Source organism: Metabacillus arenae (assembly GCF_014773385.1).
GTDB lineage: Bacteria > Bacillota > Bacilli > Bacillales > Bacillaceae > Metabacillus_D > Metabacillus_D arenae.
In genome coordinates this window covers 152608-168539 of sequence record NZ_JACXAI010000011.1, presented here as the reverse complement: position 1 = coordinate 168539, position 15932 = coordinate 152608, and the positions used below count along the sequence as shown (strand labels likewise).

At 35.7% G+C, this 15932-nt stretch carries 19 protein-coding genes and 1 pseudogene; 10 read left to right on the top strand and 10 right to left on the bottom strand.

Translation table 11 applies throughout. The annotated features are described in order from the left end of the window. The first annotated feature begins 852 nt into the window (after nt 1-852). From IC621_RS10840 to IC621_RS10820, 6 genes and pseudogenes are all read left to right on the top strand, one after another. Nucleotides 853-1830: a sugar phosphate isomerase/epimerase family protein gene (locus IC621_RS10840; RefSeq protein WP_191158325.1), complete on the top strand. Its 978-nt coding sequence runs from the start codon at nt 853-855 to the stop codon at nt 1828-1830. Between the two features lie 24 nt (nt 1831-1854). Beyond that, nucleotides 1855-3279 (top strand): sugar porter family MFS transporter, encoded by a 1425-nt coding sequence (locus tag IC621_RS10835; protein WP_191158312.1) that lies wholly within the window; start codon nt 1855-1857, stop codon nt 3277-3279. Nucleotides 3280-3400: 121 nt separating this feature from the next. Continuing rightward, nucleotides 3401-4603, top strand: coding sequence for a Gfo/Idh/MocA family protein (locus tag IC621_RS10830; RefSeq protein WP_191158311.1), 1203 nt, complete (start codon nt 3401-3403; stop codon nt 4601-4603). Between the two features lie 437 nt (nt 4604-5040). Then, a pseudogene (locus IC621_RS27335) lies at nt 5041-5124 on the top strand (Pr6Pr family membrane protein); the annotation flags it as partial. A 224-nt stretch (nt 5125-5348) separates the two neighbouring features. Continuing rightward, nucleotides 5349-6293 carry a 3'-5' exoribonuclease YhaM gene (gene yhaM, locus IC621_RS10825; protein WP_191158310.1) on the top strand — a complete coding sequence of 315 codons (945 nt, stop codon included), beginning with the start codon at nt 5349-5351 and terminating at the stop codon, nt 6291-6293. A gap of 71 nt (nt 6294-6364) precedes the next feature. Continuing rightward, nucleotides 6365-6589: a sporulation YhaL family protein gene (locus tag IC621_RS10820; RefSeq protein WP_191158309.1), complete on the top strand. Its 225-nt coding sequence runs from the start codon at nt 6365-6367 to the stop codon at nt 6587-6589. A 127-nt stretch (nt 6590-6716) separates the two neighbouring features. On the opposite strand, the gene IC621_RS10815 is transcribed toward IC621_RS10820, so the two are convergent. After that, nucleotides 6717-7583, bottom strand: coding sequence for a peptidylprolyl isomerase (locus IC621_RS10815; RefSeq protein WP_191158308.1), 867 nt, complete (start codon nt 7581-7583; stop codon nt 6717-6719). 171 nt (nt 7584-7754) lie between these two features. On the opposite strand from IC621_RS10815, the gene IC621_RS10810 reads away from it, so the two are divergent. Together IC621_RS10810 and IC621_RS10805 are read left to right on the top strand one after the other, a co-directional pair. Beyond that, on the top strand, nt 7755-7841 hold the full coding sequence (locus IC621_RS10810) for a YjcZ family sporulation protein (protein WP_191158324.1): 87 nt from the start codon (nt 7755-7757) through the stop codon (nt 7839-7841). 111 nt (nt 7842-7952) lie between these two features. Further along, a complete protein-coding gene (locus IC621_RS10805; RefSeq protein WP_191158307.1) occupies nt 7953-8045 on the top strand; it encodes a YjcZ family sporulation protein in 93 nt (30 codons plus the stop codon). Nucleotides 8046-8169: 124 nt separating this feature from the next. On the opposite strand, the gene IC621_RS10800 is transcribed toward IC621_RS10805, so the two are convergent. From IC621_RS10800 to IC621_RS10785, 4 genes are all read right to left on the bottom strand, one after another. Next, nucleotides 8170-8355 carry a hypothetical protein gene (locus IC621_RS10800; RefSeq protein ID WP_191158306.1) on the bottom strand — a complete coding sequence of 62 codons (186 nt, stop codon included), beginning with the start codon at nt 8353-8355 and terminating at the stop codon, nt 8170-8172. Nucleotides 8356-8522: 167 nt separating this feature from the next. Continuing rightward, a complete protein-coding gene (locus IC621_RS10795) occupies nt 8523-9041 on the bottom strand; it encodes a hypothetical protein (RefSeq protein ID WP_191158305.1) in 519 nt (172 codons plus the stop codon). A 5-nt stretch (nt 9042-9046) separates the two neighbouring features. Beyond that, a complete protein-coding gene (locus IC621_RS10790; protein WP_191158304.1) occupies nt 9047-9505 on the bottom strand; it encodes a hypothetical protein in 459 nt (152 codons plus the stop codon). Nucleotides 9506-9726: 221 nt separating this feature from the next. Next, complete coding sequence (locus tag IC621_RS10785; RefSeq protein WP_191158303.1) at nt 9727-10269, bottom strand: DUF3267 domain-containing protein; 543 nt, start codon at nt 10267-10269, stop codon at nt 9727-9729. A gap of 527 nt (nt 10270-10796) precedes the next feature. Here IC621_RS10785 and IC621_RS10780 point away from each other — a divergent pair. Then, the gene (locus IC621_RS10780) at nt 10797-11138 is read left to right on the top strand and encodes a DUF1878 family protein (protein WP_191158302.1); all 342 of its coding nucleotides are present in this window, start codon (nt 10797-10799) and stop codon (nt 11136-11138) included. Nucleotides 11139-11140: 2 nt separating this feature from the next. Here IC621_RS10780 and IC621_RS10775 read toward each other — a convergent pair whose 3' ends face one another. Together IC621_RS10775 and IC621_RS10770 are read right to left on the bottom strand one after the other, a co-directional pair. Further along, entirely contained in the window at nt 11141-11722 is a 582-nt protein-coding gene (locus tag IC621_RS10775) for an HTH-type transcriptional regulator Hpr (RefSeq protein ID WP_191158301.1), read from the bottom strand. A gap of 204 nt (nt 11723-11926) precedes the next feature. Then, entirely contained in the window at nt 11927-12283 is a 357-nt protein-coding gene (locus IC621_RS10770) for a YtxH domain-containing protein (RefSeq protein ID WP_191158300.1), read from the bottom strand. Nucleotides 12284-12428: 145 nt separating this feature from the next. Between IC621_RS10770 and IC621_RS10765 the strand changes: the two genes are divergently transcribed. Beyond that, nucleotides 12429-12620, top strand: a complete 192-nt coding sequence (locus IC621_RS10765) for a hypothetical protein (RefSeq protein WP_191158299.1) — start codon at nt 12429-12431, stop codon at nt 12618-12620. Between the two features lie 128 nt (nt 12621-12748). On the opposite strand, the gene IC621_RS10760 is transcribed toward IC621_RS10765, so the two are convergent. The 3 genes from IC621_RS10760 to IC621_RS10750 all read right to left on the bottom strand — a co-directional run bounded on the left by IC621_RS10760 (nt 12749) and on the right by IC621_RS10750 (nt 15269). Continuing rightward, entirely contained in the window at nt 12749-13273 is a 525-nt protein-coding gene (locus IC621_RS10760; RefSeq protein WP_191158298.1) for a tryptophan transporter, read from the bottom strand. A gap of 125 nt (nt 13274-13398) precedes the next feature. Beyond that, on the bottom strand, nt 13399-14478 hold the full coding sequence (gene serC / locus IC621_RS10755; RefSeq protein ID WP_191158297.1) for a 3-phosphoserine/phosphohydroxythreonine transaminase: 1080 nt from the start codon (nt 14476-14478) through the stop codon (nt 13399-13401). A gap of 368 nt (nt 14479-14846) precedes the next feature. Continuing rightward, nucleotides 14847-15269: an HIT family protein gene (locus tag IC621_RS10750; protein ID WP_191158296.1), complete on the bottom strand. Its 423-nt coding sequence runs from the start codon at nt 15267-15269 to the stop codon at nt 14847-14849. Nucleotides 15270-15932 lie beyond the last annotated feature (663 nt).

Genomic DNA, 15932 nt, shown 5'->3' with positions numbered 1-15932 from the left:
CTAAATCACAAAGAATTCACACACCCTCCAATAATTATTTCATACCCTGTGATTTCCTATGTGAATTAGGAAATGATAAGCGATGAAAATTCGCCAGACGCACTGTGAATTATATTGTGAATTCAAGTGCGTTTTCCTATGTGTTTTACAATGTTTGCACCTCTAAAGTAAACCCTTAATTTTAGAATGAGGGTTTTTTTCTTATCGTTTCAAAAAGTTTAAGATGATTAAAGTGTTAACGTATTAAAGTTAGCTATCTATGTCCAGCGCAGGTGGACAGGACGTCCTAGTGCCGGCAGGCATAAGGCCGTGACGCCTTTGCCGGACAGGTGCCATCGGCCCTTAGGTCTCAGGGCCAATCCGCCCGAGAAGGTTAAAGAACAACCTTCCAGCCGGCTCGTCCGAATGCTTGTCACCGAAGGACTAGCGCCCCTGAGCTTTTCGTTCTTTCACTTAATATGTCCTTAAAGTATAAAAAAGTGGTCTATTTTGTGTAAATACGTCTATCTTAAGAATCTATATAATCATAATAGAAGTGATAAAGATTAATACCTTTCCACCAACTAATGATAGCGATTACATGGATGTTGCTAAAAGGACAATCATAAAACGAACTAATGACAGATAATCTTAAACTTAATTTCTTATTAGAAATGAACCGCTATTAAGCAGAATCAAGTGAATCAAGTAATTTAATATATGGTGTCCTAAAAACACAAATAACATCTTTAGGTTAAGTTGGAATTTTATCCTTAAGCTCTGATTGTCTATCTCTAAGCAAACGTGGTTAGGTATTAATTTAAAGGTATATCACTCAGGTACTATATAAGATTTTTAGGAGGAATGTATATGATGAAAACGGGGTTAGTAACTGACATATTAGGATACATGTCATTTGAGGAAATGCTTGATATATGTGCAGAAAATGGTGTGGAATCCTTAGAGTTAGGTTGTGGAAACTGGTCAAAATCGCCGCATGTAAATTTAGATCTTCTACTTGAAAGCTCGGTTCATAGAGATAAGTTTCTAGATTCTATTAAAAAAAGAGGGCTGGAAATCGCTGCTCTAAATTGTTCTGGTAATCAACTAGAGCCAACTGAGGAAGGAGAGGCTCATAAAGAAGTTATAGAGAAAACATTTCGACTAGCAGGGCTTTTAGGAGTTGAAACAATTGTCATGATGTCAGGTTGTCCTAGTGGAGGGCCAAAAGATGTGACACCAAATTGGTTAACACACCCAATATTACCTTCTCATTTTAAAACTTTGGATTGGCAATGGAATGAAGTTGCTTTCCCATATTGGGAAAGGGCTGTAAAAATTGCTAAAGAGAATGGTGTAAAAAAAATCGCTATAGAAAATCTAGGTTGTAACCTAGTTTATAACCCTGAAACTCTATTTAAATTAAGGAATGAGGTAGGTGATATGATTGGGATGAATTTTGACCCAAGTCACTTATTTTGGATGGGTGGTGACCCTATTTTTGCGGCAAGGGAATTAGGTGATGCTATTTATCATGTACATGCGAAAGATGTGCGAATAGAAAGAGGTATTTATAATATTAATGGTCTAATTGATGTAAAACCAATGGAAAGTTTCCAAAATCGTTCTTGGAATTATGTAGCACTTGGCTACGGACATGACGTTAGCTATTGGAAAGAATTCTTCACAGTTATTAAGATGACAGGTTATCAAGGGCCAGTTGTTCTTGAAATGGAAGATTTAACGATGGATCCTCTAACAGGAGTTAAGAAGTCTATGACTGTTCTGAAAGAAGCTCTACCTAGAGATTTTAAGGATGTGGAAATCAAATCATTAGCTAATGTCCAATAAAAATAATAAAGGGGGAGGGTTGAAATGAGTAAAAAGACGAGGCAAAACTCTTTTTTAGGAACAATTATTTTAGTTTCAACATTCGGGGGGTTACTCTTCGGTTACGACACGGGTGTAATAAATGGTGCTTTGCCTTTTATGTCTGAAGATCTTGGGCTCAATTCATTTACTGAGGGTCTTGTTGCAAGTTCACTGCTTTTGGGTGCAGCAATAGGTGCTGTGTTTGGTGGACGACTTTCAGATTTTAATGGTCGTCGTAAAAACATTCTCTATCTTGCGGTACTCTTCTTTATTGGAACGATTGGCTGTACTCTTGCACCAAATGTTATGACTATGGTTATTTTTCGATTCCTTCTAGGGCTTGCTGTAGGAGGATCATCGGTAACAGTACCAACCTATTTAGCAGAAATGTCACCTGTTGAGAGAAGGGGACGAGTGGTTACCCAAAATGAATTGATGATTGTAGTTGGACAATTATTAGCCTTTGTTTTCAACGCCATATTAGGAAATACCATGGGTGATACTCTTCATGTTTGGAGGTATATGCTGGTTATTGCAGCCGTTCCAGCAATTTTCCTTTTTGTTGGAATGTTGAGAGTTCCTGAAAGTCCTCGTTGGCTTATCTCAAAAGGGAGAAAAGATGGTGCTTTATCTATCCTTCTGCAGATCCGTGAGGAGAATAGAGCAGAATCAGAGTTTAATGAAATCGATGCAGCTATTGTTAAAGAATCGGAAACTCAGAAAGCAACCTTTAAAGAAATGGCTGTCCCTTGGGTACGTCGTATTGTATTCCTTGGAATCGGTATAGCTATCGTCCAACAAATTACAGGGGTAAATTCAATCATGTATTATGGGACTGAAATTCTAAAAGATGCTGGTTTCCAAACAGAGGCAGCCTTAATAGCGAATATTGCAAATGGATTCATATCTGTTATAGCAGTTTGTGTAGGTATTTGGTTCTTAGGAAGGGTTCGACGCAGACCAATGTTAGTAATTGGACTCATTGGAACGACGACAGCACTGCTTCTCATAGGAATATTCTCTAAAGTACTGGAGGGTTCTGCGGCATTACCGTATGTTGTACTAAGTTTAACAGTTTTGTTTTTAGCGTTTATGCAGGGAGCAATTGCTCCTGTAACATGGCTAATGCTAGCAGAAATTTTCCCACTGCGATTGCGGGGGTTTGGAATGGGAATTAGTGTGTTTTGTCTATGGATAACAAATTTCATTATTGGTTTGACTTTCCCGGTATTTCTTGAAAGTATTGGACTATCTACAACATTCTTTGTCTTCACAGCAATGGGGATTCTGGCTATCGCATTTGTCAAGAAATATTTGCCAGAGACAAAGGGTCGAACACTTGAGGAATTAGAACTTTATTTCCGTAACTATAAAGCAAAGAATAAAGAAGATGCATTGGAAGCCGAGTTTAAAAGTAATATAACTTAATTTATCTTTGCAAACGATTACAGTATTCTGATGACTTTATGCTCAGGCAATGATTAAAAAATTGAAAAAAGTTGTTTAGTAGTTATAAATATAAACAATTTTAAAAGTGAGGAGATTTTTTATGTTAAATGGAGAAAAGAAAATCGAAAGGCCATTACGTTGGGGTATGGTTGGCGGTGGAAGACTTGGACAGGTTGGTTATAAACACCGTATTGGAGCGTTGAGAGACAATACTGCTTTTAAACTAGTAGCTGGTGCATTTGATATTGATCCTGATAGAGGAAAAGACTTTGGTATGAATATAGGTGTTGAAGAAAATCGTTGCTACCCAGATTATAAAACGATGTTTGCGAAAGAAGCTACACTTGATGATGGGATTGAAGTTATTTCTATTGCTACACCAAATGGAACACACTATGAAATCTGTAAAGCTGCACTGAACGCTAATTTACATGTAATTTGTGAAAAACCACTATTTTTTACTAGTGAAGAGGTTCTAGAAATTAAGGAACTGGCTGAGAAGAAAGGAAAAATTGTTGGAGTAACTTATGGATTCTCTGGTAACCAAATGTTACTTCAAATGCGTGCAATGATTAAAAAAGGGGATATCGGTGAAATTCGTGTAGTAGATTTGCAATATACACATGGCTTCAATGCGACTGATGACGCAGATAAATACAGCGACGCTCAAAAATGGAGAGTGGATCCTAAAATTGCTGGACCGAGCTTTGTTCTAGGTGACCTGTCTACACACACTTATTATATGTCACAATTAATTATGCCCCACATGAAAATAAAGAAGTTATTATGTGATCGCCAAAGCTTTATTAGTAGCCGTGCCCCGCTTGAGGACAATGCACACGTTATAATGCATTATGAGAATGGTGCTGTAGGTACAATGTGGGCATCTTCCATAAATGCAGGATGTATGGATGGCCATAGAATTCGTATTGTTGGTTCGAAGGCAAGCTTAGAATGGTGGGACAGCAATCCTGGTGAACTTAGATATGAAGTCCAAGGCAAACCGATTCAGACATTAGTTAGAGCAATGCCTTACTTAGATGACATTTGTAATGCTGATGAGAGATTAGGAGCATTGCATGTTGAAGGTTTATCTGAATCATGGGCAAATATTTATTTAAAGTTTGCTATTGCTATTGATGCGAAAGATCGAGGAGATGAAGAAACTTTAAGTAAATTGATTTATCCTGATATTAATGCTGGACTTGAAGGAGTTCGCTGGGTTGAAAATTGTGTTCGTTCAGCCAATAATGGCTCTGTTTGGGTAGATTTTGTTGAGGCATTAGATAAAACTTTTATTTAAAAAATAATTTAAATTATCAATGGAATCATCAACAAACCTTTGGAAATATTTCCGAAGGTTCCTTTTTTTTAGTACATTAAACAGATGATAAATAGGAATTCGTTTAGTATAATAACTCTTTAGCTCATTAGTCATACGGTTTACAGCAAACGGCGCCATTCTTTAGGATCGGCGCTCATTTGCATTTCAGGTCCAGATTGTTTAGAAATAATTTTAATGTTATATTTTGAATAAGAACAATATACATATTTATTGCATTTGGACGGTTATTTTTAGAAATAAAATATAAAAATACAGTTCCAAACAAAGAAGGGTTTTATCAATTATATAAAACTACGGGTTGGAATGAAAATGGCCCATATTTAAAAGATGATTTATATAAAGCAATAAGATTTTTATAGCCGCTCGGTCTATTTTCCCATTAACATACTTAAACATACAGATTAATAAGGGGTCTTTTTGTTAACTGGTATCCATATCCGTTTCTTGATCCAAGAGAAGGTGGTTATGGAAAGATAGTATAGTATTGGATTATTAAGTGTATGAGTGAGTAGACTAGGTAACTCTACCAGATAAATTGAAAAAATCAGTAGTCTTATAATGTTATTTTCATAGAAACTCAAAGGGCTTTATTTCAAAGCCTATACCTTTCTGGAGTGATTGGACAATATAACAAGATTAAATGGTTGGCAAGACTATCTAGTGATATAATGAACATAGCAAACACCACGGAAGGAGCTAAGGGATGAGTAAGGGAATATTACATTATGAGGTCGGAGAACAAATCGATCTGCACTTACTAATTAAATCGTCTACAAAAGGGATCGCAAGCAACGGGAAACCTTTTTTAACATTAATCCTCCAGGACCAATCAGGTGAAATTGAGGCAAAATTGTGGGATGCAAACCAGGGGGATGAATCGAGTTATTCGGCACAAACGATTGTAAAAATTATGGGAGATATTCATCATTATCGTGGAAGAAATCAATTGAAAATCCGGACGATAAGAACAGCTCAGGATCACGAAAATGTGAGTGTATCAGATTTTTTAGAAACAGCTCCTATTCAAAAAGATGTCATGATGGAGAAAATTACACAATATATTTTTGAAATGAAAAATCCTAATATTCAACGGATTACAAGACATCTTGTTAAAAAACATCAGACAGCACTGTTAGAGTATCCTGCTGCAACAAAAAATCATCATGAATTTGTTTCTGGGCTGGCTTACCATGTAGTATCCATGCTTGATTTAGCTAAAGTGATCAGCCGGCTGTATCCTTCTTTGGATACAGATTTGCTTTATTCTGGTGTTATCTTACATGATCTTGGAAAGGTTTATGAACTTTCTGGACCTGTTGCTACAAGTTATACCATTGAGGGGAATTTGCTGGGGCATATTTCTATTATGGTAAATGAGATTGCCAAAGCAGCAGAAGAGCTCTCCATCGAAGGCGAGGAAGTCACGATGCTGCAGCACATCGTGCTTAGTCATCATGGAAAAGCTGAGTGGGGAAGCCCGAAACCTCCAATGATTAAAGAAGCGGAAATTCTTCATTATATTGATAATCTCGATGCAAAAATGAATATGCTTGACCGTGCTCTTGAGCGTGTGAAGCCAGGAGAATTTACAGAAAGAATTTTCCCGCTAGATAATCGAACTTTTTACAAACCATCCTTTCATAAATAAGCATATATCTTGTCCTCTTTACATATAGTGGCTAATAAAAGCGAGTCAGCTTTAAAAGGAGGATAAGGACATTGATCATGCTGCCTTGGTGGGTTTATTTGTGTATAATTGGGATTATTTACAGCGGCTATAAGGTATTTACTATTTCCAAAGAAGAAAAAACAGTGGATGAATCCTTTATTGAAAAGGAAGGGCAAGTCTTCATTGAGCGGATGGAAAAAGAACGTGAAAGAAGAAAACAAGGTGTAATTGAAGCTGAAGAGCAGCAAGCACAAAAAGATACTTCGATTGCTTAGAACGTAAAGCTAAGGAGCTTGGACAAAGAGCCAAGGCTAATACATTATAATTTAATAAACTTAAAATGCTTTATAAAACAAGAAAAAGGGAAGAAACTTGTAACGAAGTTTCTTCCCTTTTTAAGTTTTACTTCTCTTCTTTTTCAGCGGGCTGCTCTTCAGATTGGAAGAGATTTTCAAGATCTTTATCATTAACGTTTACATCCGCATCTTTTAATGCTTTATCAAGAGCACCTTGAATCAGCTGAGGATCCATTAGCTTTTGATTTTTAAGTTCTTCCGTTAATCGTTCTTTTTCTTCTTCGAAAGCACCCAATTTTTTATCTAACTTAATGATATGGTAGCCATGTTCCGTTTTTACAGGTTCGCTTACTTCGCCTTCTTTCAGCTTAAAAGCAGCATCTTCAAATTCTTTTACCATTTGGCCTTTTCCAAACCATCCTAGGTTTCCGCCGTTTTGAGCAGATGAGTCTTTTGAATATTCTGCTGCAAGGTCTTCAAATTTTTCGCCCTCATCAAGCTTTTTCTTAACTTCATTAGCTGTTTTTTCATCTTCAACTAGAATGTGGCTCGCATTAATTTGCCCCTTCTGCTGTTCGTAAGCTTCTTCCACTTCTTTATCCGTTACCTTTACGTCCTTCTCAGCAGCTTTCTTTCTGAGAACGTCAACCTTAACCATCTCTTTTACAACATCTTCGCCTTGCTGCTGAATAATTAAGTCGAATTGTTGTCCGTATTGTTGTTTAAGCTTGTCGAGCTCTTCTTCAATTTCTTTGTCGGATACTTTATATTCATCGCTAAGTACTTTTTCATGCACCATTTCGGTTAAGACATCTTGTCCAAAACGGTCCTTCATCGCTTCGTAAAAATCATCTTTTGTAATGTTACCTGCTTTTGTTTCTGCAACTACCTCTGAATCTCCTCCAGAATTATTGCATGCACCAAGTGCAAAAATACTTGTAGCAGCAATTGCTGCAACCGCATACTTCTTCATTCGAGTCACAACTCCTATGTATAAAATTAATAATTTCTAATGGTACACTATAAAACATTTTACATGAACAAAAAATTTTTGCAACTGCTTAGTAGCCATGACGTTCGTCTAGTCAAACTCCGCTTATGTTCCATAGGATATAGTGAACACTAATTAAGGAGGTCATAATAGATGAGCGCAGGTTATTCAAGCGGTTTTGCATTGATTGTCGTGTTGTTTATTTTATTGATCATTGTTGGTGCTGCATACGTTTGTTAATTCATTTTTTAAATCCAGTAGGATTAAAAGTTAAATATGTTAAATGTGTTAGAAGCCTAATCCGCTTTTATCACTTCTGCATAAGCTAGTAGCAAAGGTAAAGGAGGTGTCATGATGGGCGGTTATTCTTATGGTGGAGGTTTCGCGTTAATCGTTGTCTTGTTCATCTTGTTAATCATCGTTGGTGCAGCTTGGTTGTACTAATTTAACTTGTCAAGGCTTGATGAGGGCAGGTTTCATTAACATACAAAAGGTGACTCATTTCACAGAGTCACCTTTTTAATAGTTTCATAAACATAAGATGATTAAAGTATGAGATGCCTTATGTTTAAATGGATGCAAATAAAATTTCTATGTAGGATGAGATCAGCAATATCGTAACAAGTATATTAATCGTGCGAAATACTTTACCTTGGCGGTCCTCTGGAATCTCCCTAACCAAACAAAGTGAGTTAGTTAATTTATTTATATAATATAAGATGAATACAGCTAAGAAAATAAAGTATATCATCATATGAGATCCCCCTCCCTCACTGATACATATTACATTATCAAATTTTTTATGAAAAAGATAGGAAAAAAACTTTGCAGCTAACAATTTAGGCCTATTTTTTTTAAAAAAATTCCAATTCATCTGGAATTTAAAAAGATTGATTAGGGATCTTGGGAGAAAACAACTTTTTAGACATCTTTAAACTTTCCCACTTCTCGATTGTACCATTTTTTTATTTGCTCCAAAAAAAAGATAACAATTAAAAAAGTAACTATATATGCAAGGAAGGAGGAAAACATATTCCACCTATTGTAATGGAATACATTTAACAAACTAGCGATGTGTTCAAAGAATAAGGAGAGAAAAATCCATCCAATGATATAATAAATTCGATATAAACCTTTTAAATTCCATCTGTAATAAAGGTCGGCGAAGAAGTATCCATAAAGAGGATAAATAATGGAATATGTAATAAAATCAAATAAATCATAATTTTTTGTGTCCATTGTGTCATAAAAATTTAAGGGATATTCAAAGGCAAGGACAAAGTCAGCAATTCTACCTAAAAAAGCAAAAAAAAGCATAATTAGGATAGATAATGAAATTGGCATTTTTCGGGGCATTAGCCAAAATACAACAACTAATAAGGACAAAACGATAAGAATGAACCACTCATTCTCGTCAAAATGGACAGGCATAGTAAACATTTTTTCTATACCTCCTTGTACAATGAAGTAAGAAAAAATTGTTGAAACATTGACAGTACGAATACTGTTAATAACCAAAAGACAAATGAAGCCCATAGGTTCACATTTTTGTAAGTTATGATACCAGCCCATTCAAAGGTGTATTCTACTAAGAGTAAAATGCCAACAAGGCACAGAGAAATAATCGTTCTAATCGGAACAGATCGAATATCAATATATGTATTGAAGAACAGTATCAACAATAGAGGAAGGAGCAGGATTTGGATCATTACAAAAGACAAATACATTTCAGTATTTTTAGCTATTTCTATTATTTTCAAGTTTGATGTTACCACGGCAACGTCATGTATAATGATGGGAATTAAAAGCCAAATTGCTGCGATTTCTAACTTTTTTAATTTGTTTATCTTCCATAGAATACACACTCCGATCAGAATCATCAAGAGTATCCCGACAATGACCATTTTAATCGGCGCCCCTTTATTTTATAGATTTAAACATAGTGTTCCCAAATTATTTGGAAACATTTAATCCGAAATATTTGTAAGCTTCTTTTCGGTATCAAATTATAGCTTATTCTTCTTTAGATACAAGGTATACTTAGAGCCGTTAAAAGAGGCAAAACAAAAACCCCGGTTGTTTTTCAGCCGGGGTGTAAGTGAGTTTATCTAGTGTGTTCACAAGGTTAGTGCTTATTTTGAATCAAAATTTCAAAGTCGTCCTTGTCTTCTTCTACTAAACTATATTTTGGAGCGAAAACAAGCTGACGAATATAAATAAAATCAGGGACACAGCACCCTGTATGAAATGCCGCAAGCATTGCAAAATAATGATAGTATTGCGGGAAGTATACGCTTGCCCATAGAAATATAGGTGTCAAAATGACAAATGGTGTCACCAGGGAGAGCAGCATTAGGTTTTTAGAAATGCTATGACATGCTCTAATTCTTAACTGAGGATAAAAAAGGAGCATCTCCATTTTTAATGAAACCTTCTGTCCACAAGCAATTAATACTATAAAATGAAGAAGCTTATGCACGATAAAAGTTATAAAAATAAAACACATGAAAAGCAGGAAATGATCCTCTTGTAATTGAACGTTTGAGTGAATAAAATTCAATGGCACATAGAACGAAATAAAGGCTGAGATCATTGTTATTAATGAAATTAAAAGTAAACGTTGAAAACCGAAATCTTTTGAAAGATTAATGGTCTTCCAGCAATTCATAAGAATCACCATCCATGGAAAGAGTTTTTCTTTAAAGGTTAAGAATCTTAAGATTGATAAAGGATAACGTGAAATAGTTTATTTAAAGATATCCAGCTCCAGCGCCTAACCCGCCTGAGGTCACCAGCCGAGCCTCCTAAAAAGACAAAGGCGGCCTTTCCGGGAGGCTCGCCCGAGTGCTTGCCCTAGGTTGGACTAGCGCTCTGCGCTTTTCGTTCTACTCCCATAATTTACAGCCAAAAGGAAGAAAAATCAATCCCTTTTTTAAAATAAATACGCTTCCTTCGATATAAATTTTACAACAAATTGGAAGGATAATTTAATTCAATGGAGAATGGATGAATTTAACGCTTTAATATGTTTAGTAGGAGAGTTAGTCCTTTCTTAAATGCTATAAATTGGGTAAAATAAAGTAAAACTTTCCATCAGTGAGGGTTAATTTCTCCGAAGATTGAAGGGACATTACTGCCCATTAAGAGTGAAATAAAGGTCATTCGAGTTTGTAATGAAGAAAGAAGTGAACGCAAGTGGACAAGCTAGAAGGAAAACTTCATAAATTGGAATTTTACATTTCCCTCTTACTTCAAATGGTTGATGACACGAAGTATCCATTTTTTAAACTAGTGATAGAAAATCAATTATCCGAAGAAGAAGTTACAGAAGTTATCGAACTGTGTAAACAGACAGAAATAGATTTTTACGTACAAAAAGAACAAGGTTGGGTCATCTATGAAGACCTCCTTGCTCAGTTTGTTGGCCAGTTAAATAGTAAATTGCCCGTAAATCAGGTTATAAAATCCCTCTATGATCAAGAGATGTATTCAGAATTGATGGGCGAATTTTTATCAATCATCGCAAAACATAATTAATCTTAGTCTTCAACGAGAGAAGGAGGCTGTACCTTCTTTAGCTTGCCTTCCTCAATAACAAACTCCTCTTCTATGTTTTGAAAGGAACGTTCAAAAATTTCCATAAAATCGTCCCCGTAAATATTACGAATGATACACATAAGCTCGATAATTTCAGGAAACTTCCCGTATAAATCCTGCAGAGGCTGTGCCCCTTTAAAAACTGCATTTCTAGAAGGCTCATAATCCTCTAATAACCGCAGAAGAATATCTTCACCTTCAGAGGTTAATTGAATATACGTATTCCGCTTGTCGTTTTGTTTCTTTGAAAATTCGAGGTAGCCCCTTTCTTCAAGCTTCTTCGAAAAATTGAAGGCTGTTGAAACATGCATCACCCCGAACTTGGCAATTTCTGAAATGGAAGCCCCTTTTAAATGATAGGCAATCCAGAGAATGTGATGCTCATTAATATTAAGATCATAAGGCTTAATCCATTCCTGCCAATCCTTTTCGATTGATTTCCATAAAGCTTTACTTAACTGTGCCACTCGTTGACTAAAAAGCAGTGCTTCTTTAATTGTGTATTCCTTTTCTATTCTTTTCAATTATCCTTCACCTACTTTTCCCCTTTTACTGTTATTCACCATTATCCCAAAAAAATAAAGATTAATAAAGATGTAAATTTCAAAATTTTTAAAAAAAATTTTCCATTCCTTATTATATAGGCGGAAAATGGCAATAAAAAAAAGATGTGCTAGGTAGATTTTGTCACACACATCTTTCTGATAACATTTTTATATGAAAGTATTTTATTTTTGTAAAGTCTGTTCTAGCTGTTTCATTTTTTCTTCAATTTCAGCAATTTCTTTCTGTAAATTTTGTTGATGGGGAGCAATTTCTTCTCGCCATTCCTTAACAGATTGCTGCAGGTCTGTAGAAACCTCTTTGACGACTTCAGAGCTTTCTTTTGCCGTTTTTACTAATTGCTCCTTTAAAGCAATACTATCATTTTTTAATCGAACAATGATTTCTTCAAGTTTCTCTCTATTCCCTTTTATTTGATCTCTAAATTCACGACCTGAAGAAGGGGTTGATAGTAATGCTGATACACTGCCGATGACACCCCCGACGATTAGTCCTAAGAATAATGATTTTTGATTAGTCACTCACATCACTCCATTAAAAATAGTTTTTGAGTCCTTTGATTGTTGATCTCTATTCCACTTTATTCCCTGCAAACAGAAGCTTAAACAACTTTCATTCATAGGTGTGCTTGGATAAGCATAGGTTGTATAAGAGGGGGGGAGTAGGTTGTCAGGTGTCATTTTCTTTTTCTTTATAGTTAGTTTGTTATTCTTTATTGGTGCATTTCATTATGCAAAACTCATTGGTCAATCAGCATCCTATCCGCCTAAAAGAGTTCTGCAGCAAAAAGCTTATGTACTAGCAGGCGGTGGGGGAATTACACTATTAATTAGTATAATTTTATACATTTTTCAGTAAAAACATTCTTTCAAGATTTTAAAGACGAGGATGTAATGGCTGAAAACGATTATGAATCCAATGAAAAAAGGGTGACTCAGGTAAGCTTGTGCCAAGCACTGCCTGAGTCACCCTCTGTTATGAACAGCTTAGTTTGCGCTGACAAGGTTAGAGCGCTTTGCAATAGACTTAACAATTGGATATATGATGACCATTGCAATTGTATTTAATAAAGTAGCAGGCAATACAACAGTCAAGAATAAGAACGTAAATCCTGCACCTGCTGGTAATCCGACGATCAACAGGGCAGACGTTAAGAATACCACGCCTGAAATTAACGTGCCAATAGCAGTGAGAATTCCTGCTGTAACAACAGATTGGGCATATTTCTTTACTGCTAGTAACAGTATGAAGAAGATGAAAGCTGTTACAGGCTTATCAATGACATTTGGTATTAGTCCTGCAGGAAAGCTTGTTGTTATACCTGATAAAAATCCGGTGGCAACTCCTACAAGCAAAACATTTTTCACGCTTGGAAACAGTAAGATGGCCAGAAACATCATTGTGAGCATCATGTCAGGCTTCATTCCGTTAGGAAATGGCGGAATAATCGCATGCAATGCCACTCCAATAGCAACAAATAAAGACATTGAAACTAGTGTTTTTGTATTCATTCTTAGGCTCTCCTCTACTAAACTCATCATTTCCCCCCCCAATAGTAGGCTAATTTCCCTATTGCAGGAGTATTTATCTAGAATTATAACAAAGAATAACTAAAAGGAAAAGTTATAATTATCAGTTAGTTCTTACCTTTGAATATCTTCATAAACTCTACCAATTGTTCGCAAGCTTCAAGCGGGACAGCATTATAAATAGACGCTCTGCAGCCCCCAACTGACCGGTGGCCATTCAGCCCGCTCATTCCGAGTTCTTTTGCTTCCTTTAGAAACTTTTCCGTTAACTCTTTATTAGGGAGAGTAAATGTGACATTCATATTTGAACGGCTCTCTTTAGAAGCATGTCCTTTATAAAACCCTTCACTGCTGTCTATACAATCATACAGCAGGTTTGCTTTTTGTTCATTCATTCTTTGTACAGCTCCTATACCGCCTTGAGCTTCTACCCAGTTTAAAACTAGAGAAAGAATGTAGATTGAAAAGGTTGGAGGAGTGTTATAAAGAGAATTTGCTTTAGCATGTGTTTCATATTGTAAGATTTTTGGGATTGCTTTGTTAGCTTCTTTTATCCAATCTTTACGAATGATCACAACTGTTACTCCAGATGGCCCTAAGTTTTTTTGTGCACCTGCATAAATGCAATCAAATTTAGAAACATCAATCTCTTTACTTAAAATGTCACTTGACATGTCTGCTACTAAAGGAACGTTTACATCAGGAAAATTACCCCACTGCGTTCCAAAAATCGTATTATTGCTTGTTAAATGTAAATAGGCTGCATTTGGCAGGGAGTCAAGCGCCAACTCTTTTGGGATGTGAGAATAAGTATCTTCTTTACTTGAAGCAACAACTTTTGTATCACCGATTTTTTCAGCTTCTGAAAGGGCCTTCTCAGACCATGATCCAGATAAGACGTAATAGCCGACTTTATTAGAATGAAGGAAGTTCATTGGAAGCATAGCAAATTGATGGCTTGCCCCTCCTTGTAAAAATAAAACATCATGAGTATCCGGAATATTCATGATTGATTTCAACTGTTCCTTCGCTTGTACGTGAACTTCGTCATACGCTCCGCTGCGATGGCTTAATTCCATTACAGACATTCCAGTTCCATTAAAATCAACTAACTCAGCTTGCGCTTGTTCTAAAACGGAGCGGGGAAGAGCAGCAGGTCCTGCATTGAAATTTAAGACTTTACTCATATCAATAACCTCACTTTAATTTTGTGCTTTAAATAACTAAATTGAATAACGTTATCCTATCACAAATCTTTTTTAATATGTAGTGATAATTTTAAGAATAAATAAAAAACTGGATACTTTTGATTTCCAGTTTTGAATGTAATAATGGAAAACTAATTCGTTTGTTTATCTTACACTAGCAGGTTTTACACCATCTTATTCTTCCTAATTTCTTTAGCAAAAAGGGAGATAGGAATTAAACACCTTAAATTCCTAAAAAAGGAAATGCAGGCCGAGCCGCCGCTTCCTGAAGCCTTTGTCATTTTGCCTATAATTTTCTTGTAGGTCCTGAAGAAAAGAATGACAAGTAATTCATACAAATGGAAGATTTATTTTATATTTTCACGAATTGTTTGAGCGATTTCCTGCAGTTTTTCTGGTGTATACTCATTTTCGTGTGTCTTCCAAACAGCGCCAAAACCATCTCCTTTACCATACCGAGGAATAATATGCATATGATAATGAAAAATAGATTGGCCGGCTTTTTCTCCATTGTTGTTTAAAAGGTTTAATCCGATTGGATTAAATTGCTCTTTAATGGAACTAGAAATTTTAGGGACAACCTCAAAAAGGTTTCGGGCAAGCTCAGGAGTAAGCTCGTAAATGTTTTCTTTATGTACTTTTGGTACAACAAGGGTATGACCCTTTGTGACTTGACCAATATCTAAAAATGCTACAACATGCTCGTTTTCAAATACTTTTGAGCTTGGAATTTCACCATTAACAATTTTACAAAAAATACAGTTGCTCATCTTCATTCATCCCTTCTGAGTTCGAATGGTTATCTTTAACCCTCATTTTACCATATTTTTATGGTGAAAATAAAAGGCTCTTATGTTGAGATAATTTATTAAAAGGCAATTTATGAATCGTCGCTTGTTTTAAACATCAAAATTTATATGTTTTTGGTTTTTTAACGCACGTCATAATAGATGCATGCAAACTGAAAGGAGTATGGTGAGTTCACAGCTTTGTCACAATTGTGTGCATTATTTTGATAAGCGTGCAATTCATTTCAATGACGGTCCAATGATTTCAATGAACGTGCAATTATCGCGATACCTTTACTCTCGAGGATATAAAAAGAACAGGGGGAATCCGATACGGATCTCCCTGTTCTTAGAAGAAGGGATGAGAAGCTGTTAACAGCAACTTTAATTCAACTTGTCTTTGACAAACACCTCATTTATAAATAAATGTATGTGTCTTTCCATTGGGATCATGTTAGTGTCTTTAACAAACACCTCATTTACAAAATGGTATTCCGAGGACATTACATTTTAGTAACGGCCCGTAGACACCTCATTTCGTATGATGATTTACAATTAAACAATGGCACTTATATTGTTCAATATAACCATCCCCTTAATTAGATAAGTGGAACCCTTAATTAATCGAACAACTGTCTTCAACAA